The organism is Aeromonas sp. D3, assembly GCF_027705025.1.
Taxonomy (GTDB): Bacteria; Pseudomonadota; Gammaproteobacteria; order Enterobacterales; family Aeromonadaceae; genus Aeromonas; species Aeromonas salmonicida.
This window is the reverse complement of record NZ_JAPDBE010000028.1, coordinates 1-20,220: the sequence shown is the minus strand read 5'-3', so window position 1 is coordinate 20,220 and position 20,220 is coordinate 1. Positions and strand designations below refer to the sequence as shown.

16 protein-coding genes are annotated in these 20,220 nt (G+C 59.9%); 10 read left to right on the top strand and 6 right to left on the bottom strand.

The window, feature by feature from the left end; genetic code table 11:
* Positions 1-25 precede the first annotated feature (25 nt).
* Positions 26-1,675, bottom strand: a complete 1,650-nt coding sequence (locus tag OKC28_RS15605) for an electron transfer flavoprotein-ubiquinone oxidoreductase (protein WP_021139145.1) — start codon at positions 1,673-1,675, stop codon at positions 26-28.
* A gap of 126 nt (positions 1,676-1,801) precedes the next feature.
* Between OKC28_RS15605 and OKC28_RS15600 the strand changes: the two genes are divergently transcribed.
* From OKC28_RS15600 to aroG, 5 genes are all read left to right on the top strand, one after another.
* Complete coding sequence (locus tag OKC28_RS15600) at positions 1,802-2,554, top strand: electron transfer flavoprotein subunit beta/FixA family protein (protein WP_021139144.1); 753 nt, start codon at positions 1,802-1,804, stop codon at positions 2,552-2,554.
* A 94-nt stretch (positions 2,555-2,648) separates the two neighbouring features.
* Complete coding sequence (locus OKC28_RS15595) at positions 2,649-3,578, top strand: electron transfer flavoprotein subunit alpha/FixB family protein (RefSeq protein ID WP_021139143.1); 930 nt, start codon at positions 2,649-2,651, stop codon at positions 3,576-3,578.
* 224 nt (positions 3,579-3,802) lie between these two features.
* Positions 3,803-4,891 (top strand): 3-phosphoserine/phosphohydroxythreonine transaminase, encoded by a 1,089-nt coding sequence (serC, locus tag OKC28_RS15590; RefSeq protein WP_005315304.1) that lies wholly within the window; start codon positions 3,803-3,805, stop codon positions 4,889-4,891.
* A gap of 171 nt (positions 4,892-5,062) precedes the next feature.
* The gene (aroA, locus tag OKC28_RS15585) at positions 5,063-6,346 is read left to right on the top strand and encodes a 3-phosphoshikimate 1-carboxyvinyltransferase (protein ID WP_270690176.1); all 1,284 of its coding nucleotides are present in this window, start codon (positions 5,063-5,065) and stop codon (positions 6,344-6,346) included.
* Between the two features lie 239 nt (positions 6,347-6,585).
* Positions 6,586-7,641: a 3-deoxy-7-phosphoheptulonate synthase AroG gene (gene aroG / locus OKC28_RS15580; protein WP_265461789.1), complete on the top strand. Its 1,056-nt coding sequence runs from the start codon at positions 6,586-6,588 to the stop codon at positions 7,639-7,641.
* A gap of 93 nt (positions 7,642-7,734) precedes the next feature.
* Here the strand turns inward: aroG and OKC28_RS15575 are convergent, their stop codons facing one another.
* Entirely contained in the window at positions 7,735-9,330 is a 1,596-nt protein-coding gene (locus OKC28_RS15575; RefSeq protein WP_058394031.1) for a methyl-accepting chemotaxis protein, read from the bottom strand.
* A gap of 262 nt (positions 9,331-9,592) precedes the next feature.
* Between OKC28_RS15575 and hutW the strand changes: the two genes are divergently transcribed.
* The gene (hutW, locus tag OKC28_RS15570; protein WP_270690172.1) at positions 9,593-10,960 is read left to right on the top strand and encodes a heme anaerobic degradation radical SAM methyltransferase ChuW/HutW; all 1,368 of its coding nucleotides are present in this window, start codon (positions 9,593-9,595) and stop codon (positions 10,958-10,960) included.
* A gap of 63 nt (positions 10,961-11,023) precedes the next feature.
* Here the strand turns inward: hutW and xseA are convergent, their stop codons facing one another.
* Positions 11,024-12,394, bottom strand: coding sequence for an exodeoxyribonuclease VII large subunit (xseA, locus tag OKC28_RS15565; protein WP_270690169.1), 1,371 nt, complete (start codon positions 12,392-12,394; stop codon positions 11,024-11,026).
* 315 nt (positions 12,395-12,709) lie between these two features.
* On the opposite strand from xseA, the gene OKC28_RS15560 reads away from it, so the two are divergent.
* The gene (locus OKC28_RS15560) at positions 12,710-13,261 is read left to right on the top strand and encodes a cytochrome b (protein ID WP_270690167.1); all 552 of its coding nucleotides are present in this window, start codon (positions 12,710-12,712) and stop codon (positions 13,259-13,261) included.
* A 289-nt stretch (positions 13,262-13,550) separates the two neighbouring features.
* Here the strand turns inward: OKC28_RS15560 and OKC28_RS15555 are convergent, their stop codons facing one another.
* From OKC28_RS15555 to OKC28_RS15545, 3 genes are read right to left on the bottom strand one after another with little or no spacing between them, the layout of a single operon-like run.
* Positions 13,551-13,973 carry an ExbD/TolR family protein gene (locus OKC28_RS15555; RefSeq protein ID WP_219598913.1) on the bottom strand — a complete coding sequence of 141 codons (423 nt, stop codon included), beginning with the start codon at positions 13,971-13,973 and terminating at the stop codon, positions 13,551-13,553.
* Complete coding sequence (locus OKC28_RS15550) at positions 13,973-14,725, bottom strand: MotA/TolQ/ExbB proton channel family protein (RefSeq protein WP_270690165.1); 753 nt, start codon at positions 14,723-14,725, stop codon at positions 13,973-13,975. The genes OKC28_RS15555 and OKC28_RS15550 overlap by 1 nt, the downstream gene beginning before the upstream one ends.
* A gap of 2 nt (positions 14,726-14,727) precedes the next feature.
* On the bottom strand, positions 14,728-15,492 hold the full coding sequence (locus OKC28_RS15545) for an energy transducer TonB (protein WP_270690229.1): 765 nt from the start codon (positions 15,490-15,492) through the stop codon (positions 14,728-14,730).
* A 778-nt stretch (positions 15,493-16,270) separates the two neighbouring features.
* Between OKC28_RS15545 and guaB the strand changes: the two genes are divergently transcribed.
* The 3 genes from guaB to OKC28_RS15530 all read left to right on the top strand — a co-directional run bounded on the left by guaB (position 16,271) and on the right by OKC28_RS15530 (position 20,053).
* Positions 16,271-17,734 carry an IMP dehydrogenase gene (guaB, locus tag OKC28_RS15540; protein ID WP_017412971.1) on the top strand — a complete coding sequence of 488 codons (1,464 nt, stop codon included), beginning with the start codon at positions 16,271-16,273 and terminating at the stop codon, positions 17,732-17,734.
* A gap of 83 nt (positions 17,735-17,817) precedes the next feature.
* Positions 17,818-19,398: a glutamine-hydrolyzing GMP synthase gene (gene guaA / locus OKC28_RS15535; protein WP_270690162.1), complete on the top strand. Its 1,581-nt coding sequence runs from the start codon at positions 17,818-17,820 to the stop codon at positions 19,396-19,398.
* Between the two features lie 382 nt (positions 19,399-19,780).
* A complete protein-coding gene (locus OKC28_RS15530) occupies positions 19,781-20,053 on the top strand; it encodes a hypothetical protein (protein WP_021141118.1) in 273 nt (90 codons plus the stop codon).
* Positions 20,054-20,220 lie beyond the last annotated feature (167 nt).

The window sequence follows — 20,220 nt, the reverse complement described above, 5'->3', positions numbered from 1 at the left end:
TCTGCGATCTCAATGCTCCCACCTGTCACATATTGGGATAGTTGGGCCCGGATCCTCCCTGCGGTGGTGTCCAGATAATGTTTTGGCTCGGATCCTTGATGTCGCAGGTCTTGCAGTGAATGCAGTTGGCCGCGTTGATCTGCAAGTAAGGCTGGCTCTCGCTCTCCACTATCTCGAACACCCCGGCCGGGCAGTAGCGCTGGGCGGGCTCGGCCCAGGTGGGCAGGTTGACCGCCACCGGGATACTCGCGTCCTGCAACTTGAGGTGGCAGGGCTGATCCTCATCGTGGCTGGTATTGGCGAGATAAACAGAAGAGAGCTTGTCAAAGCTGAGTTTGCCGTCCGGTTTGGGATAGCTGATGGGCTGACAACGGCTGGCCATGCGCAGCTGACGGTAGTCAGGCTCCTTGTCCAACAGGGTGATAGAGTCCAGCAGAGGGAAGGAGGCACCCCGCTGCTCCAGCCAGTTGAAGGCGCCGCCGAGCCAGGGGCCCCAACGATGCAGGGCAGCCCCAAAGTTGCGGGCGGTTTTGAGCTCCTGTGCCAGCCAGCTCTGTTGCAGCGCATCCTGATACTCGGCCAGATCCCGGCCCCCCTCATCACCGCCGCGCAGGGTCATGGCGACGGTTTTCGCCGCCAGCATCCCCGACTTCATGGCAGTGTGGATGCCCTTGATGCGGGAAAAATCCAGGGTGCCGGCGTCGCAGCCGATCAAGAGACCGCCAGGGAAGTGCATGCGGGGCAGGGAGTGCCAGCCGCCCTTGGTGATGGCGCGGGCGCCGTAGCTGATGCGCTCGCCCCCCAGCAGAGTCTGTGCGATGAGGGGATGGTGCTTGAAGCGCTGGAACTCGTCGAACGGGCTAAGCCAGGGGTTGCTGTAGTTGAGATCTACAATCAGCCCGACCGCCACCTGATTGCCATCCATATGGTAGAGGTAGAAGCCACCCTGGCTCTTGCCGGTGCGCAGCCCGGCCAGTGGCCAGCCGCTGCCGTGCAGCACCTGGCCCGGTTTGGCCTGGCCAAGGGGGACTTGCCACAATTCCTTGAAACCGATGGCGTAATGCTGCGGCTGGGCGCTGTTTTCCAGATTGAACTCGGCGATCAACTGCTTGCCCAGATGGCCGCGAGCACCTTCGGCAAACAGGGTATAGCGACCATGGAGCGCCATGCCGGGCACGTGATCCGATTTGGGATTGCCCGCTCTGTCCAGCCCGAGATCGCCGGTGATCACACCCCGCACCCGTCCCGCTTCCATGATGAGCTCGCTTGCGGTAAAACCCGGGTATATTTCGACTCCCAGCTGCTCGGCCTGTTGACCGAGCCAGCGGCAGAGGTTGCCCAGGCTCAGAATATGGCTGCCATCGTTGTGCATGCGCGGCGGCACGGCCCAGTGGGGCAGTTGCAGGGCGCGACGCGCATTTTGCAACAGATGAACCTGATCATCGTTGACGGGGATGCCAAGGGGCGCCTGCTGCCAGCTGTCCGGCAACAGCTCCTTGAGAGCGACGGGATCGAACAGGGCGCCAGAGAGCAGATGGGCGCCGATTTCCGCTCCTTTTTCCAGCACGCAGACCGAGAGATCGGCATTGTGCTGCTTCAGGGCGATGGCTGCACTGAGTCCTGCGGGGCCGCCACCGACGATGACGACATCAAATTCCATTGCTTCGCGTTCCATCTTGCCTCTGCGCTCGACTTGGCCTAGGGTAGTGCTGGTAGTTTACGTAAACGTAAAGCAATTGTAAGCAAAAAAATGCGAGGGTTCGTCAATGGATTCACTCAAGAAAAGCGAGGGATGCGCGTCATGAAGCTGCTGGTCGCGATCAAACGGGTAGTCGACTACAACGTCAAGATCCGGGTGAAGGGAGACGGCTCCAACGTGGAGCTTGCCAATGTGAAGATGGGTATCAACCCGTTCTGTGAAATCGCGGTGGAGGAAGGTGTTCGGCTACGGGAAGCCGGTATCGCAAGCGAACTGGTGGTGGTGACCTTCGGACCTGAGGCGGCCGCCGAGCAGTTGCGCCATGCCCTGGCGCTGGGGGTGGATCGGGCCCTTCACTATGTGACCGATGAGACGCTCACTCCGCTGACGGTTGCTCGCGCCCTGCAAAAGGTGTGTGAGCAGGAGCAGCCATCACTGGTGCTGCTCGGCAAGCAGTCCATCGATTCTGACAACAACCAGGCGGGTCAGATGCTCTCGGCCCTCACCGACTGGCCGCTGGCCACCTTCGCCTCTGCCATCAAGCTGGTGGAGGGGGAGTTGCAGGTGACCCGCGAAATCGACGGCGGCCTGGAGACCCTCGGTATGCTCTTGCCTGCCGTGGTGACGGTGGACCTGCGCCTGAACGAGCCCCGCTTTGCATCGCTTCCCAACATCATGAAAGCCAAGCGCAAGCCACTCGATAGTGCCCCCTTCGCGACCCTCGGTGTCGAACCCGCCGGCCACACCCGGCTGCTCGGTGTGATGGCGCCAGCCGTGCGCAGTGCCGGCATCAAGGTCGGCTCTGTGGACGAGTTGCTGGATAAACTCAGGAACGAAGCCAAGGTGCTGCCATGAGCATCCTGGTCATGATGGAACATATTGGGTGTCGCCCCCTGGCTGGGATAAGGGCTGGCGCGGTGGAAAGAGTCGCTAACGATAAGGTGCAGCCATGAGCGTACTGGTTATTGCTGAACATCATCAGGGCAAGCTTGCCGACAATGTGGCCCAACTGGTCACGGCAGCGGGCCAGCTCGGCGGCGAGGTGCATCTGTTGCTGCTGGGCCAGGGACTGACCGAGGCGGGCGAACAGGCCGCCAGCCTGCAAGGAGTGGACAGGGTGCTGCTGGCCGAGCATCCCATGTTGGCGGAAGGGTTGAACGACGGCGTCGATCCCCTGCTGTCTGATATTGCACGGGACTATCAGCACTGCCTGATGGCGGCGAGTACCCAGGGCAAGGATATGTTGCCCAGGGTGGCGGCACGGCTCGGGATGGAGATGCTCTCCGAGGTGATCGGCATAGAGGGTGGCGATACCTTCCTGCGCCCCATCTATGCGGGCAACGCCATTGCCAGGGTAGCGAGCTCGGCGCTCATCAAGGTGCTTACCATCAGGCCGACCGCCTTTGCCAAAGCCGAGTTCGGGACTGGGCAGGCTGCGGTTGAGCGGCTGCCGGTGGCCGATGTGGTATGTCGTATCCGTTTGGTCGAGCGCCGCGCCGTGTTGTCCGTCAGGCCGGAACTCGCGGCAGCGCGGGTCGTGGTCTCCGGCGGACGGGCCCTTGGCTCCAAGGCGCAGTTTGCCCTCATAGAAGCGCTGGCCGACAAGCTGGGCGGGGCGGTGGGGGCCTCGCGCGCCGCCGTTGATGCCGGTTTTGTGGCCAACGATCTGCAGGTGGGTCAGACCGGCAAGGTGGTCGCTCCCGAGCTTTATATTGCAGTCGGCATCTCGGGGGCCATCCAGCATCTGGCGGGCATGAAGGAGTCGAAGGTGATAGTGGCCATCAACAAGGACAGCGAGGCCCCCATTTTCCAGGTGGCTGACTACGGTCTGGTGGGGGATCTGTTCACCCTGCTGCCCGAGCTCACCGCCAAACTCTGATCTTGTCTGCAATGGGGGCTTGCTGCTTTGGATGTGTGCAAAGCCCCATTTCCATGCACATTCCCCGCAAGCCCTGACCCGTTCAGGGCTTTTTCGATGGCTGCCCGACTTGACCCGGGTGACAAAAGCTTGAGCCAGCTCCCAAAAAGCCTTTGATCCCGGGGCGGCTCTTGTGTAAAACCAGACAAGTCATCGATTACTCTCATCCACTCACGGAAAGCGTCATGAGCAAACAGATTTACAACTTCTGCGCCGGCCCAGCCATGTTGCCGGTTGAAGTCATGGAGCGCGCCCAGCGCGAATTTTGTAATTTTCAGGGGCTGGGAGCCTCGGTCATGGAGCTGTCCCATCGCGGCAAGCCCTATATGGCGGTCGCCGAGAAGGCCGAAGCCGATCTGCGCGACTTGCTGGCGGTGCCGGACAACTACAAGGTGCTTTTCATGCACGGTGGTGGTCGCGGCCAGTTTTCCGCCGTGCCCATGAACCTGCTGGGCGGGGCCAACAAGAAGGCTGACTTCCTGCTGACCGGTGTCTGGTCCCAGAGTGCCGTGGATGAAGCCCGCAAGTATGGTGATATCCAGACGGTGCAAGGGGTTGCCAAGAACGAGCAGGGGATCTCCCATTTGCTGCAGAGCCCGGCGTTTCGCGCCGATGCAGCTTATGTGCACTACTGCCCGAACGAAACCATTGATGGCATAGAGATGTTCGACATCCCGGCCACCGGCGATGTGCCCCTGGTCGCCGATCTCTCCTCCACCATCCTCTCCCGTCCCATGGATGTGAGCCGTTTTGGGGTCATCTACGCCGGAGCCCAGAAGAACATAGGCCCGTCAGGGCTGGCCATCGCCATCGTACGTGATGACCTGCTGAACCAGGCGAGAGCCGACGTGCCCTCGATTTTTGACTACCAGCTCACTGCCAAGAACGACTCCATGTTCAATACCCCGCCCACCTATGCCTGGTATCTGGCCGGTCTGGTGTTCGAGTGGCTCAAAGAACAGGGTGGGCTCGAGGCGATGGCCGCGCGCAACAAGGCAAAGGCCGATTTCCTCTACGGCTACCTCGACGACTCCAGCTTCTACGGCAACAAGGTGGATGTCAGCTGTCGTTCCCGCATGAACATACCCTTCCAGCTGAAAAATGACGCCCTGGACAAGCAGTTCCTGGCCGAGTCGGAAGCCGCCGGTCTGTTGGCCCTGAAAGGGCACCGCATCGTCGGTGGCATGCGCGCCAGCCTCTATAACGCCATGCCGCTGGAAGGGGTCAAGGCCCTGGTGAGCTTTATGGATGGCTTTGCCAAGCGCCACGGCTGAGGCGTTTTTCCCCAATTGCAGGCGCCGGGGACTCCCCGGCGTCTGTTTTTTCAGTGGATCCTGATCGGCCGCGAGTCTGGCCCGCTTTTGTGCCACGCGCGGTCTTGCCGAGCAAGGCGCGGGCTGCTAACGTCCGGTCAGGTGATTTAATTGAGATAGTACAGGAAGTCTATGAATTCGTTGCGTTTGGAACCTATTTCTCGTGTGGCCGGTGAGGTCAATCTGCCCGGCTCCAAGAGCGTGTCCAACCGGGCCCTGCTGCTGGCGGCGCTGGCCCGTGGCACCACCCGGCTGACCAATCTGCTCGACAGCGATGATATTCGTCATATGCTGGCGGCGCTGACCCAGCTCGGGGTCAAGTACAAGCTTTCCGCCGACAAGACAGAGTGCACAGTGCACGGTCTGGGTCGCAGCTTTGCAGTATCGGCGCCGGTCAACCTGTTCCTCGGCAATGCCGGTACTGCCATGCGTCCCCTCTGTGCGGCCCTGTGTCTGGGATCCGGTGAATACATGCTGGGCGGTGAACCCAGGATGGAAGAGCGTCCCATCGGCCATCTGGTGGATGCCTTGCGTGAAGCGGGCGCCCATATCCAGTACCTGAAAAAAGATGGCTACCCGCCGCTGGTGGTGGATGCCAAGGGTCTCTGGGGCGGTGACGTACACGTCGATGGGTCCGTCTCCAGCCAGTTCCTGACGGCGTTTTTGATGGCGGCGCCCATGGCGGCCGGTGATACCCGTATCCACATCAAGGGTGAGCTGGTCTCCAAGCCCTACATCGATATCACGTTGCACATCATGAAACAGTTCGGTGTGGTCATCGAGCACGACAACTACAAGCTGTTCTACATCAAGGGCAACCAGAGCTATGTCAGCCCGGGTGATTTCCTGGTGGAAGGGGACGCCTCCAGCGCCTCTTACTTCCTCGCGGCAGGTGCCATCAAGGGCAAGGTGCGTGTGACCGGCATCGGCAAGCGCAGTATTCAGGGCGATATCCACTTCGCCGACGTGCTGGAGAAGATGGGTGCCCGCATCACCTGGGGTGACGACTTCATCGAGGCGGAGCAAGGCCCGCTGCACGGCGTCGATATGGACATGAACCATATTCCGGATGCGGCCATGACCATAGCGGTCGCGGCACTGTTTGCCGAGGGGCCCACCTCCATTCGCAACATCTACAACTGGCGGGTGAAGGAGACGGATCGTCTGCACGCCATGGCCACCGAGCTGCGCAAGCTGGGTGTGGAGGTGGAAGAGGGGCACGACTTCATTACCGTGACGCCGCCGGCCAGCCTCAAGCACGCGGCCATCGACACCTACAACGATCACCGCATCGCCATGTGCTTCTCGCTGGTGGCGCTGTCCGATACCGCCGTCACCATCAATGATCCGGGTTGTACTTCCAAGACCTTCCCGGACTACTTCGACAAGCTTGCCGACATCAGTCAGGCTGTTTGATCCCTTGAGGCCCGCCTTTGCGCGGGCTTTTTTTTCAGGCCTGTTTTCAGGGATCTCTTCACACAAGGCATTTGGCCTTTTCGTCCGGCTTTGAGACAGTGCGCTAGCAGCATTATCCAAACTTGCAAGACACATTCAGAAAATTCCTTGATGGATGATGTAATTTTCTATTTACACCGTCTCTGCTGCGGGCTAGATTGAAGTTTCTTTATCGCAGTCATCTAGCAGGAAGCCTTGTCATGCAGCATCAAACCGACGACGTTCGTATCAGTGAAATCAAAGAGTTATTACCCCCGGTTGCGGTGCTCGAGAAGTTTCCGGCCACCGAGACAGCTTCGTCTACCGTATTCGAATCCCGCCAGGCCATTCACCGGATCCTGGCCGGTGAAGATCAGCGCCTGCTGGTGGTGATAGGTCCCTGCTCCATCCACGATCCGGTTGCGGCACTGGAATATGGCAAGCGTCTCAAGACCTTGCGTGACGAGCTCAAGGGCCAGCTGGAAATCGTGATGCGAGTCTACTTCGAGAAGCCCCGCACCACAGTGGGCTGGAAGGGGTTGATCAACGACCCTTACCTCGACAACACCTGCAAGATCAACGACGGCCTGCGCATCGGTCGCAAGCTGCTGCTGGATCTCAATGACATGGGGCTGCCGACCGCCTCCGAATTCCTCGACATGATCACCCCGCAATACGTGGCGGATCTGATGAGCTGGGGTGCCATCGGTGCCCGTACTACCGAATCCCAGGTGCACCGTGAGCTGGCCTCCGGTCTCTCCTGCCCGGTGGGTTTCAAGAATGGCACCGACGGCACCATCAAGGTGGCCATCGATGCCATCGGTGCCGCCAGCGCGCCGCACCACTTCCTGTCGGTCACCAAGTATGGCCACTCCGCCATCGTCGCCACCCGGGGCAACCCGGATTGCCACATCATTCTGCGCGGTGGCCGCGAACCGAACTACAGCGCCGCCCATGTTGACGAGGTAGTGAAGGGGCTGGACAAGGCCGGTCTGCCGCAAAAGGTGATGATCGACTTCAGCCACGCCAACAGCAGCAAGCAGTTCAAGAACCAGATGCTGGTGGCCGAAGATGTGGCCGGTCAGCTGCGTGCCGGCAGCAAGGCTGTGTTTGGCGTCATGGTGGAGAGCCATCTGGTGGAAGGCCGCCAGGATCTGGTGGAAGGGTGCGAGCTCACCGTCGGTCAGAGCATCACGGATGCCTGCATCGGTTGGGCTGATACCGAAGTCCTGCTGCGCAATCTGGCGGATGCAGTGGCTACCCGCAACGCAGGCTGATCGGTGACCGCCCGCGGCTGGCACCGCAGGCAAACAGCAAGAAACTAAAAAGCGCGACCTCATGGTCGCGCTTTTGTTGAGTAAAGCTGTGTCTTACCAGCGGTACGTCTTGAGCAACTGATCCAGCTTCTTGCACTGTTCTACCAGTTGGATACTGGCGAGATTGGCGGCGTGGGCCTGACCCAGGGTGTCGTTGGAGGTGTTGCGAATGTCGCTCACCGAGCTGTCCACTTCGCTGCAAACCCTGTCCTGCTCCTCGGCAGATTGCGCCATCTGGGCGTTGAGGTCGTTGATGCTGGCGATGCGACCTATGATGTTCTGCATGGCGGCCAGGGTGGCTTCCGTTTTGTGAATGCTTTCATCTGCTTTGGATTTTGCATCCCCGATCACCTCAACGGCGCTCTGTGCCTCTTTTTGCAGCGCGGCAATCATCTGGGAGATCTCCTCGCTGGCGGCGCGACTGCGGTTGGACAGGGCCCGCACTTCGTCGGCGACCACCGCAAAACCGCGACCCTGTTCACCGGCGCGAGCAGCCTCGATGGCGGCATTCAGCGCCAGCAAGTTGGTCTGATCCGCTATGCCCTTGATCACCTCCAGCACACCGTCGACGGCCAGGCAGCGGCTGTCGAGCTGCTGGATCACCCGGTCGACCCGCTCAATTTCGGCTGACATTTCCCCCATGTCGGTGATGGAGTGCTGGGCGAGGCGGCTGGTGTTGGCGGCATCCTGGTTGGTGAGGGCGGAGAGTTCGGCACTGTGGCGGGCATGCTCGCGTACCTCGTGGGAGCTGGCGGCCAATTCGCTGACGGCGGCGGCGACCTGGGTCGTCATGCCCTCCTGCTGGCGGGCCGAGCCTTCGGTCTGGGTGGCGACCTGGCGGATCTGGTTTGACTCCTGATAGAGCTGCTGAGTTGCGTGCTCCACCTCCTGCAGGCTGTGGCGAAAACCTTGCACCATGTCACTGACGGCGCGGGTCATCTGGCCCAGCTCATCCTGGCTCGGATTGAGCAGGGGGAGGGAGAGATCCCGCTCCTTGGCCATGCGGGTCATGGTCAGTTGCAGGTGGCGCACAGGCCGCTTGATGTAGTGTTGCAGCACCCAGGCCAGCAGCCCGAAACCGAGCCCGAACACCACTACCAGGCTGCCGCTCAGGATCAGGTTGTTATGGCGGATCTCGCCAAAGGTGTGGCTGAGATCGTAACTGATCCGCACTGCCCCCATGACGGTGCCTTCCGGTACCTGATGGCAGGTGGTGCATTGGGTGCCGCGATACTCTTTGAAAGCCTTGAAGGGTTTGATCAGGGTGAGCTGGTTGCCCTGCTGCTCGATGATGGTCTCTCCCTGGACTATGGCTCTTTCATCCAGGCTGTCCTGCACCTTCTGATCCGGATGGCCGGGTCCGAACAGATCGCTCACGGCGGGGGCGCGGATCAGACGAGCCTCGACTATCCCTGCCTCGCTCTTGAGCTTGGTCTGCACAATTTGTCGGTTGGCCATGCCGCCAGTCATCATGAGAACGTTGAGTTGATCCATGTAGGTGTTGGCTGCGCTGTCGACTTTTTCACCGGCCAGCCTGATGGCGAGATCTCGCTGCAACCAGGCGGAGAGTTCGAAACTGAGGGCGAAGGTACAGCCGATGACCAGGGTGAGAGGGAGAAAAATTTTCCAGTTCAGTGACAGGTTTTGCATAGTTAGCTGGTCCATGCGCAGGTGGGCGATCGTCAATGGTGGGCGACTCTCCCCACGCTCGCTCGTCAGGGAGGGGGAGATGGTTCTCTATCGGCACACCCTACCTCATCTTGAGTAAATTATCTGTTAACTGAATCCATGATAGAGGTTAATAGTGGGTAGCAAAGGTGAGTTGGATGAGATTGGTTTGATCCAGCACAAACTTGGCATTAATTGATAGTGGTTATCATTTGCATTATTTCCATGCGGTAACCAGCCAGCGATGACATTACACCTGACCCCGACCATGACCGGACTCTCTACGCCGGATCCTCTCAAGTTTGCCTTCAGCGCCAAAACCTCTGCCCACGCCAGCCGGGGCGGCATTCGCCCCTTTTCCCTCGACGATGCAGGCTGGCAAGCCTGGTGGCAGCAAGGGAGCCAGGCCGATGAGCGTGCGCTTTACATCCATGTTCCGTTTTGCCGAAAGCGCTGCAGCTTCTGCAATTTCTTCGAAAATGGCGCCAATCCGGCGCGCATGAGCCGCTATATGGCCGCCTTGTGCGACAGCCTGAACCGGGCGGCGGATACTCCCTTGGCCCAAAGCAGACCCTTTTCGGCTGTCTATGTGGGAGGCGGCACGCCGACCGACATGGCACTCGAGGATCTGGCGCAATTGGCTAGGGCGATTCAACGCTTTCCACTGACCCTGGATGCCGAGGTGACCCTGGAAGGGCGCCTCAACGGCTTTGATGATGCCAAGTGGCAGACAGCGCTGGCGGGGGGCTTCAACCGCTTCTCGTTCGGGGTACAGAGTTTTGACACCCGGGTGCGCCAGCAGGCGGCCCGCTTCGATGACAGACAGACCCTGCTGGCCCGTCTCGGCGAGCTGACCCAAGATGATGCTGCCGTGATAGTGGCGGATCTCATCTTTGGCCTACCGGGTCAGGATGACGAGGTATGGCGCCAGGATATTGCGGATGTGATGGCAAGCGGGGTACACGGCGTGGATCTCTATCAGCTCATCCCCATGGCGGGTACCAACCTCGAGCGGGCCGAGGCGAGCGGCAAACTGGGCTGGGCGGCCGATGGTCAGCAACGGGCCGCCATGTATGCCTACGGCGCCCAGACGCTGGAGCAGGGCGGCTGGCAGCGGCTCTCCTGCAGCCACTGGCGGCGCAATGAGGCCGAGCAGAGCCGCTACAACCAGATGGCCAAGCGCGGTGCCGAGATCCTCCCCTTCGGGGCGGGGGCCGGAGGCAGTGTGCATGGCCATGGCCTCATGTATGGCCGGGATCTGGCCCTCTGGCACGAGGCGCTGGCAGACGGTGTGCGAGCGCCTGGCATGATGATGGGGCAGAACCCCAATGCTCCCATGGACGGCCTGCTGCGCGGTGCCCTCGACAGCGGCAGGTTGACGCTGGATGGCCTGCCCGCGCCGCTGAGGGCCCATCTGCTGCCGCTCTTTCAGGCTTGGCAGTTGCACGGGCTGGTAGCGCTGACGGAGGACACGCTTGTGTTGACCCTAGCGGGGCGTTTCTGGAACGTCAATCTGCAGGCGGGCTTGTTCGCGTTCTTGCAGCTCAACCCGCTGGGCGGTGTGCAGAGCGCCGTTCATTCGACAGAAGCCGTGCGTCACTCGCTGGTGTAACAGGCTGGCGTCAACAAGAGGGGGGAGATAAAACAGGGGCACTTTTCAGTGCCCCTGTTTTAGTCATAGGTTGTGCACTTCTTCTACCCGTACCTGCAAGTGCCCTTCCGCTAGCGTGGTGACCAGAGTTTGCCCGGCGTTCACCTGAGCCGCGCGGTTGATCACGTCGCCGCTCTGGGTGCGGGTGATGGAGTAACCGCGCCCCAGGGTGGCGAGCGGGCTTACGCCGTCGAGGCGGGCAGTCAGCATGGCGAGGCGATGGCTGGCCTGATCCTGGCGCTTGGCGATCAATGCATGCAGCCGCTCTTGCGCCAGTTGGTGGCGGCGCTTGCCAGCGGCCAGCAGCCGCTCCGGGCTTTTGGCCTGAAGGCGAAGTTCGAGGTTGGCGAGGCGCCGCTCCCCCTGATGCAGCCGCTGGTTCAGCAGTTGCTGCAAGCGGGCGGAGAGCTCGTCGAGACGTTGGGATTGCTGCTCCAGTCGGCGTTTGGGATCCTGATGGTCGAGCCGCTTTTGCAGCAGCACAAAGCCGTGGCGGGCGGCGGTTTGGTGGCGATTCATCGCCTGCACCAGTCGCTGCCAGAGGTGGGCGAGGCGCTGGGCGCGAGCGCTTTGATCCGGTGCCACCAGTTCGGCGGCAGCCGATGGTGTGGGGGCGCGAAGATCAGCGGCAAAGTCGCTGATGGTGACATCCACCTCATGGCCCACAGCGCTGATCACCGGAATGGCAGAGTTGGCGATGGCGCGCGCTACCCCCTCTTCGTTGAAGCACCAGAGATCTTCCAATGAGCCGCCGCCGCGACCGACGATCAGCACATCCACCTCGGCGCGGCGGTTGGCCAGGCCAATGGCCGCCACTATCTGGCCGATGGCCGCGCTGCCCTGCACCTGGGTCGGGTAGATGAAGATGGGCAGATCCGGGGCCCGGCGTTTGAGTACTGTCAGCATGTCGTGCAGGGCGGCGCCGGTGGCGGAGGTAACCAGCCCCACGGCGCGCGGTTCGCGGGGCAGCGGCCGTTTGCGGCCCTCGTCAAACAATCCTTCTGCCCCTAGCCGGCGCTTGAGCTCTTCAAAGCGCAGGGCCAGCACGCCATCGCCGGCGGGCTGCATCGATTCGATGATCAGCTGATAGTCGCCGCGGGGCTCATAGAGGGAGACTCTGGCCTGCACCAGCACCTGCATGCCATCCTGCGGGCGAAATGCCACCCGGCGGTTGTTGCCCTTGAACATGGCGCAGCGCACCTGGGCGCCCAGATCTTTTAGCGAGAAGTACCAGTGGCCCGAGCTTGGCATCGCCAGATTGGAGAGCTCCCCTGTCAGCCACACCAGCCCCAGATCCTGCTCCAGGATCATGCGCACGGCGCTATTGAGGCGGGTGACGGTAAAGACCTGCTGCTCGCGGCCGTTCGCCGCACTGGATGGGGTATATCGGTTCAATGGCGCACCTCTGGTCTGCTCCGGCTGCGCCGGGATAAAACAATGGCCGCTATCTTAACCCGAAACGGGGGGCGTGAGCGAAGGATGGCAATGGTGACATGTCTTTGCAAAGAGAGGGGTCATCTGCCAGGAGCAAGCGGCAGAAGAGCAAGATTGGAAACGCTCCCTGCCATGGGAACGAGTAGCATGTTTTCCGGCAAGATTGCCTGCGACCGCAGCAGCTGTACATCTTGCGGTATCGTCTCGATGCCACTGATATCTGCGACACCACCGGCTGTGGCTGCGTGTGATCAACAACTCTGTTTGGAGTTCCTCATGAATTGCTCGACCCCGTTAAGTTTGATGACCCGCTTGCTGCACTGGTCGGTCGCCTTGCTGATGATTGGCTTGACCCTGCTGGGTTATTTGATGGTGAAATTTGAAATATGGGATCTCTACGCCCTGGATAAATCTTTGGGAGTCATTGCACTGGTATTGATCCTGCCACGCGCCATTATCCGTCTTGGCAAAGGGTGGCCTACTCCAGTTCGCCAATATCCTGCTTACGAGGCATTGGCTGCCAAGGCGATCCATTGGGGATTGCTTGTTTCGACCCTGCTTATTCCGGTTTCAGGTCTCTGCTATTCCGGCGCGGCCGGGCGTGGCGTTGCCCTGTTTGGCGGGTTTATTATCCCGATGAATCCAGATATCAATGATCCTGCCAATGTCATTCCATACAGTGAATCCATTCGGGATATTGCTCATGCCGTCCATGTCTATTTGCCCTATATCATGCTGGCCCTGTTGCTGGTGCATATTGTCGGGGCGTTAAAACATCACCTGCTGGATAAAGACCTTACCTTGCTGCGAATGCTTGGCCGGAAATAACCGGTTCGATGGGGGTTGGGTCGCGGGAAATATCAGGTGGTCGGGTGTGCAGCGGCAAAGAGGAGGGCAAGGGTTGTTGTTACTGGCTTGGTGTTGTTGAGATGGGGGGGGTGGCAAAGACCCGCGGCTCACGGCCTGTCGCCGTACTGGATGGGGTATATAGGTTCAATGGCATATCTGTTGTCTGCCCTGGCTGCGCCGGGATAAGACGATGGCCGCTGCCTTAACCCGGCGCGCGGCAGGAGCCGCTATCTGGCCCCTGCTTCTGACATGACCCTCCTCTGTCCCCTTACTTGCCGTCAGGCTGACTGACAAAGGCAATCTTGTGCAATCCATGCTGGGACGCCTGCGCCATCACTTTTGCGATGATGCCGTACTCGACCCGCTTGTCGATGCGCAGCTGGATCTCGGGCAGCTCCCCCTCGGCCTTGCCGGCAGTCTCCATCTGGGCGAGCAGGGCGGCCTCATCGACCTCCTTGTCGTTCCAGTAGATCTTGCCGGTGCCATCGATGGCGAGGGTGATGTCCTCCTTCTCCGGCTGATTGAGCTGGCTGCTGGCTTCGGGCAGCTCGAGCTTGACCGCATTGGTGAGCAGGGGGGCCGTGATCATGAAGACGATGAGCAGCACCAGCATGACGTCGATCATGGGGATCATGTTGATCTCGGAGAGGGGCTGATCGTCCCCGTCGTCCGACAATTTGCCAAATGCCATTATCTGCGCCCCTTGCCGGTTTCCCGCTCGGCCAGCTGGGTCACGTTGGAGGCGCTCTGTTCAAAGCCCGTCACCAGCAGGGCAAACAGGTCGTAGGCAAAGGCCTCGAGCGCGGCCAGCTTGAGGCGATTGCGCCGCACAAAGAAGTTGTAGACAAGCACAGCCGGCAGGGCGACGGCGAGGCCAAACCCCGTCATGATAAGGGCCTCGCCCACGGGACCTGCCACCTTGTCCAGGCTGCTCTGGCCTGCCGCACCTATGGCCAACAGTGCATGATAGATACCCCCGACGGTACCGAACAGCCCGATAAAGGGGGCTGCCGAACCTACCGAGGCGAGGAAGGCAAGGCCCCGTTCCAGCCGTACCCGCTCATGGGTAATGGCCTGGCGCAGTGCTCGCAGCAAAAACTCATCCGGTGAACCCAGCTTGAGCGACACTGTCCGCTCCCCGGCCCGGTTCAGTTGCGCCATCGTCGCCAGCGCCGTGCTGGTCACACGCCCATAGGCCTCCTGCGGCGGGAGATGGGCCAGCTGGCGCTCCATATCCTGCACGCTTTCGTGCTGCCAGAAGCGGGTCACGAATTGTGCGTTGAGGCGGCGCTCACGCTGACCCAGCACTATTTTCAGCAGGGTGTAATAACAGGTGCCGAGGGACATCAATACCAGCAAAATGAATGGCAGCAGCCCCACGCCGGTATTTTGACTGAGCAGATGGGCGACGCCCATCCCGTTGTTTGCAATTTCCGGATCCATAGTTAAGCCCTTAATTGAAAGAGAATGGTGACCTTTGTCCAGGCCTCGACGGCCGCATTGTTCTGTTTGGCGGGAATAAACGTCCAGCGACTGACGGTCCGGCGTGCCGTCATATCCAGCCGCCGATAACCGCTGCTTTTATCTACTTCTACCGAGGAGGCGGTGCCATCGGCTGCCACCCGCACCTTCAGGATGACGCGTCCTTCCTCACCCCTTCTTCTGGATTCATAGGGATAAGGTGGCTCAGGGTTGTTCAACCGCGGATCACGAGCGATGGGTGCGCTGCTGCCAGCCCCATTGCCGCTCTGCCGGGACTTGATCGGGGTGGCGGCACTGTCGCCTTGTCGGGTATCGGCCGATATCGGCGTGGCAGGGGCTGCTCTCTCCGCGACCGGTTCTGCCTTGGCAATTGGAGTGGCCTTGGGGGTTGGCGGTCTGGGTACTCTGGGTGCCGGTTTGGGAATGGGCTTGCTGGCCGGTTTTTGAACTGCCCGCTTTTGGGCGGGTATCGGTTTTTTTACGACAGCTTGAGCTGGGATTGCTGCCGCTGCCGCTGCCGCTTTGGCCGGTGCGTCATTGACGCTGGCATCGCCGACCCAACGGGCAGACAGGGTCAGCGGCAGGGGGGGAGTGATGGCTGCAGGGCGGTTTTCATATATCAGCCACAAAACAGTCAGGTGCAAGACGACAGTGATGGCAAGGCAACACAGGCGGACCGAACCAGGGTTGTCAGTGGTCAGCGCTGGCCTCGGATTACAAGCCTCCATCACTTCTCTATCCCCCGGATATTGATACTCAAAAGTGTGCGTTAAGCCATGAAAGCAGGCTCCAATGGCGGCAGCATGCCCCATACTCAGCATCTCAAACAATAACTATTATCAATCGCGTTTTAATCATGTGGTGCACGTTTCAGCGTCGTTCAGGGGGCCTGTTCAGAGCGAATGCTGGAATGAAAAGACGCGAGAGGGGTCAGGTGAAATTATAAAATTAATTAAACCCCTCTATTTTTAGTTCGATTCTTCATGAGCAAGTCAAGGCGCTTAAATATTCTGGTGAGGATGTTTAGATTTGTTTATTTGATGGCTTTTTGAACATCAAAAATAGCGTTTATTTTATCTTATCAAAGGCAAGCAGTGAGGGTCCGGCGATAGATAGCGACAGGTGATGGTCATTATTTTAAATGGATATTGAGTAATATATTCACATCCGTATTCAGGTATGGACGACGAGGATCTTGTGTTGTCGGCTCATGCTCCGGTTTGCGAGGGGAGGGATGCCGTTGAGGGACTGGAGTGGGGAAGGGGGCGCAGCCGTTGGCAAGAAAAAGTCGTCGGGCGCTTTTTGCATAAAACAGCAGTCGGGCAACTCTTCTGCCCCCAAAGTGCCCTTTTAGGACTGATAATCTTGGTTTTTTGGCCCCTTGGCACGTCAAACACGGGCTACGCCATAAAAAATTCAAAAAACTTCTTTACCAGTGACCAATCGGTGAGTAAACTTCGTCGGCAATATTTTACACCCCCACTTCCTCAACGGTGAGATATTGCCATGCTCAGGATTGCCAAAGAAGCGTTAACCTTCGACGATGTACTGTTGGTTCCCGCCCACTCCGATGTTCTTCCCAATACTGCCGATCTGCGTACCCAGCTGACATCCTCTATCAGCTTGAATATCCCCATGATTTCCGCTGCCATGGACACAGTGACCGAAGCCCGTCTGGCTATCGCACTGGCCCAGGAAGGGGGCATTGGCTTTATCCACAAGAACATGTCCATCGAGCAGCAGGCTGCAGAAGTGCGCAAGGTCAAGAAGTACGAGAGCGGCGTGGTCACTGACCCCGTCACAGTACGCCCTGACATGACCATTGCCCAGGTCAAGGAGCTGAGCCACAAGAACGGCTTCGCCGGCTACCCGGTCGTGACCGAGGGCAACCTGCTGGTCGGTATCATCACCGGCCGCGACGTGCGCTTCGTGATCGATCTCTCCCAGACAGTCGAACAGATCATGACCCAGAAAGATCGTCTGGTGACAGTGCGTGAAGGGGCTCCTCGTGAAGAGGTGGTTGCCCTGATGCAAAAGCACCGTATCGAGAAAGTGCTGGTGGTCAACGCCGATTTCAAACTCAAGGGCATGATCACCGTCAAAGACTTCCAGAAAGCCGAACGCAAGCCGAACGCCTGTAAAGACGAGCGCGGTCGCCTGCGGGTCGGTGCTGCCGTCGGTGCCGGTGCCGGCAACGAAGAGCGTGTCGCCGCCCTGGTGGAAGCCGGTGTGGACGTGCTGCTGATTGACTCCTCCCATGGCCACTCCCAGGGTGTGCTGGATCGCATCAAGGCGACCCGCGATGCCTATCCTGAGCTGCAAATCATAGGTGGCAACGTGGCAACCGCCGCTGGCGCCCTGGCGCTGGTCGCCGCTGGCGTCAATGCGGTCAAGGTGGGTATCGGCCCGGGCTCCATCTGTACTACCCGCATCGTGACTGGTGTCGGTGTGCCCCAAATTACCGCCATCTCCGACGCCGTTGACGCGCTGGAAGGCACTGGCGTGCCCGTGATTGCCGATGGCGGCATCCGCTTCTCCGGCGACGTGGCCAAGGCTATCGCCGCTGGCGCCAGCTGCGTCATGGTGGGCTCCATGTTCGCCGGTACCGAAGAGGCGCCGGGCGAAATTGAGCTCTATCAGGGCCGCTCCTTCAAGTCCTACCGTGGCATGGGGTCTCTGGGCGCCATGTCCAAGGGCTCCAGCGACCGTTACTTCCAGACCGACAACGCCGCTGACAAGCTGGTGCCGGAAGGGATCGAAGGGCGCGTACCCTACAAGGGCCGCCTCAAAGAGATCATTCACCAGCAGATGGGCGGCCTGCGCTCCTCCATGGGCTTGACCGGCTGCGCCACCATCGACGACATGCGCACCAAGGCCGAGTTCGTGCGCATCTCCGGCGCCGGGATGAAAGAGTCCCACGTCCACGATGTGACCATTACCAAAGAAGCCCCCAACTATCGGATGGGCTGATAAAACGGGGCTGCGGCCCCGTTTCTCCACCAGTTTTTATCCCCGAGCCTTTTGTTACAACATCAGCCTGATGCAGGAATAAAATGACTAAAGACATTCACCAGCACCGTATCCTGATCCTGGATTTCGGTTCCCAGTACACCCAGCTTATCGCCCGCCGTGTCCGTGAAATCGGCGTCTACTGCGAACTGTGGGCCTGGGACGTGACCGAAGAGCAGATCCGCGAATTCAATCCGAGCGGCATCATCCTCTCTGGCGGCCCCGAGTCCGTGACCGAGGCTGGCAGCCCCCGTGCCCCCGAGTATGTGTTCAACGCCGGTGTGCCTGTGTTCGGTATCTGCTACGGCATGCAGACCATGGCCGAACAGCTGGGTGGCAAGGTGCAATCCTCCACCGAACGTGAATTCGGTTATGCCCAGGTTGAAGTGCTGGGCCAGACCAATGCCCTGCTGCGCAGCATCGAAGATGCCATCGCCCCCAACGGCAATGCGCTGCTGGACGTCTGGATGAGCCACGGCGACAAGGTCACCGCCATCCCGGCCGACTTCACCACCATAGCCCAGACTGCCACCTGCCCCCATGCCGCCATGGCGTGCGAGGCCAAGCACTTCTACGGCGTGCAGTTCCACCCGGAAGTGACCCACACCCGTCAGGGTGCCCGCATGCTGGAGCACTTCGTCAAGGACATCTGCGGCTGCGAATGCCTGTGGACCCCGGCCACCATCATCGACGACGCCGTTGCCCGCATTCGCGAGCAGGTGGGTGACGATGAAGTGATCCTGGGCCTCTCAGGCGGTGTCGACTCCTCCGTGGTCGCCATGCTGGTACACCGTGCCATCGGCGATCGCCTGACCTGCGTCTTCGTTGACAACGGTCTGCTGCGCCTGAACGAGGGTGAGCAGGTGATGGAGATGTTTGGCGATCATTTTGGTCTCAACATCATCAAGGTCGAAGCCGAAGAGCGCTTCCTCTCCGCCCTGGCAGGTGAAGCTGAGCCGGAAGCCAAGCGCAAGATCATCGGCCGCGTCTTCGTCGAAGTGTTCGACGACGAAGCCAAGAAGCTGAAAAATGCCCGCTGGCTGGCACAAGGCACCATCTATCCGGATGTGATCGAATCGGCCGCCAGCAAGACCGGCAAGGCCCACGTCATCAAGTCCCACCACAACGTCGGCGGCCTGCCGGCCGAGATGAAGATGGGTCTGGTCGAGCCGCTGCGCGAGCTGTTCAAAGACGAAGTGCGCCGTGTCGGTCTGGAGCTGGGTCTGCCCTACGACATGCTCTACCGTCACCCCTTCCCGGGCCCGGGTCTGGGCGTGCGCGTCCTTGGCGAAGTGAAGAAAGAGTACTGCGATATCTTGCGCCGCGCCGACGCCGTCTTTATCGAAGAGCTGCGCAAAGCAGACCTCTACAACCAGGTCAGCCAGGCGTTCGCCGTCTTCTTGCCGGTGCGCTCCGTCGGCGTCATGGGCGATGGCCGCAAGTACGACTGGGTGATTGCCCTGCGCGCCGTCGAAACCATCGACTTCATGACTGCCCACTGGGCTCATCTGCCCTACGACTTCCTGGGTCACGTGTCGAATCGCATCATCAACGAGATCAATGGCATCTCCCGCGTGGTGTACGACGTCTCCGGCAAGCCGCCCGCAACTATTGAATGGGAATAAGCGGCTCGCGCCCTTCTGCCCTTCGAGCATAAAAATGCAAAAAAGACGCCCTTGCGGCGTCTTTTCTTTTTCCAATCGTTTGCGCCTCAATTTTCTGCTCATTAGCCGCTTTTGGACCTCTTCGCCCCTGTCAGATATGACAGAGGCGCTTTGCGGATCCGGTACTAGGCTCTGCCATGCCAATTGAGACCGGTGCTGTGAGGCAGCGATCGTGGCAAAGGGGAGGGCCAACAGGCGCGTTGACCAGCGCAAGATGGCCCATCGTCATACCATTGAACTTTCTCGGTATGTCACCCCAGTGGAGACCAGCAACCACTTGAATCAACGGGGCGGAACCCGAACAGCCATACGAGTAGGGACAAGAGATCACGGAGGGTTTGTTATGTCAGAACAAGCAGTGTTGGTGGGTGGATGGACCGCATATCACAAGCTGACCGCCGAGGATCAGGCGGTATTTGACCAGGCGCTGAAAGGATTTGTCGGGGTGCAGTACGTACCCTTTGAAGTCTGCACCCAGGTGGTGGCCGGCACCAACTACCGCTTCAAGTGCAAGAGCACAGTGCCGCTTGCCAAACCGATCCATGGCGAAGCCGTGGTGCAGATCTTCAAATCACTGGACGGGGATGCCCATATCACCTCCATTACCCCGATCTGAGTGGGTTGCGGGTAAGGCGGGGAGGGGGAGCTCTCCTAATCGATTTGACCCACATCTAAGTGATAAGTAAAGACGCCTTAGGGGATAATCCCCTCAGAGATCCCCTCATTTTTAGAGACTCAAATAATTCCAAGTGTGCGGGTATATAAGCGGTGTTGCTTCAGGTA

Coding starts and splice junctions, on each gene's coding strand:
- aroG (WP_265461789.1), top strand. CDS start 6,586: ATGCAGCATCAAACCGACGACGTTCGTATCAGTGAAATCAAAGAGTTA.
- OKC28_RS15595 (WP_021139143.1), top strand. CDS start 2,649: ATGAGCGTACTGGTTATTGCTGAACATCATCAGGGCAAGCTTGCCGAC.
- OKC28_RS15560 (WP_270690167.1), top strand. CDS start 12,710: ATGAATTGCTCGACCCCGTTAAGTTTGATGACCCGCTTGCTGCACTGG.
- hutW (WP_270690172.1), top strand. CDS start 9,593: ATGACATTACACCTGACCCCGACCATGACCGGACTCTCTACGCCGGAT.
- OKC28_RS15550 (WP_270690165.1), bottom strand. CDS start 14,725: ATGGATCCGGAAATTGCAAACAACGGGATGGGCGTCGCCCATCTGCTC.
- serC (WP_005315304.1), top strand. CDS start 3,803: ATGAGCAAACAGATTTACAACTTCTGCGCCGGCCCAGCCATGTTGCCG.
- guaB (WP_017412971.1), top strand. CDS start 16,271: ATGCTCAGGATTGCCAAAGAAGCGTTAACCTTCGACGATGTACTGTTG.
- OKC28_RS15605 (WP_021139145.1), bottom strand. CDS start 1,675: ATGGAACGCGAAGCAATGGAATTTGATGTCGTCATCGTCGGTGGCGGC.
- guaA (WP_270690162.1), top strand. CDS start 17,818: ATGACTAAAGACATTCACCAGCACCGTATCCTGATCCTGGATTTCGGT.
- OKC28_RS15575 (WP_058394031.1), bottom strand. CDS start 9,330: ATGCAAAACCTGTCACTGAACTGGAAAATTTTTCTCCCTCTCACCCTG.
- aroA (WP_270690176.1), top strand. CDS start 5,063: ATGAATTCGTTGCGTTTGGAACCTATTTCTCGTGTGGCCGGTGAGGTC.
- OKC28_RS15600 (WP_021139144.1), top strand. CDS start 1,802: ATGAAGCTGCTGGTCGCGATCAAACGGGTAGTCGACTACAACGTCAAG.
- OKC28_RS15555 (WP_219598913.1), bottom strand. CDS start 13,973: ATGGCATTTGGCAAATTGTCGGACGACGGGGACGATCAGCCCCTCTCC.
- OKC28_RS15545 (WP_270690229.1), bottom strand. CDS start 15,492: ATGGAGGCTTGTAATCCGAGGCCAGCGCTGACCACTGACAACCCTGGT.
- OKC28_RS15530 (WP_021141118.1), top strand. CDS start 19,781: ATGTCAGAACAAGCAGTGTTGGTGGGTGGATGGACCGCATATCACAAG.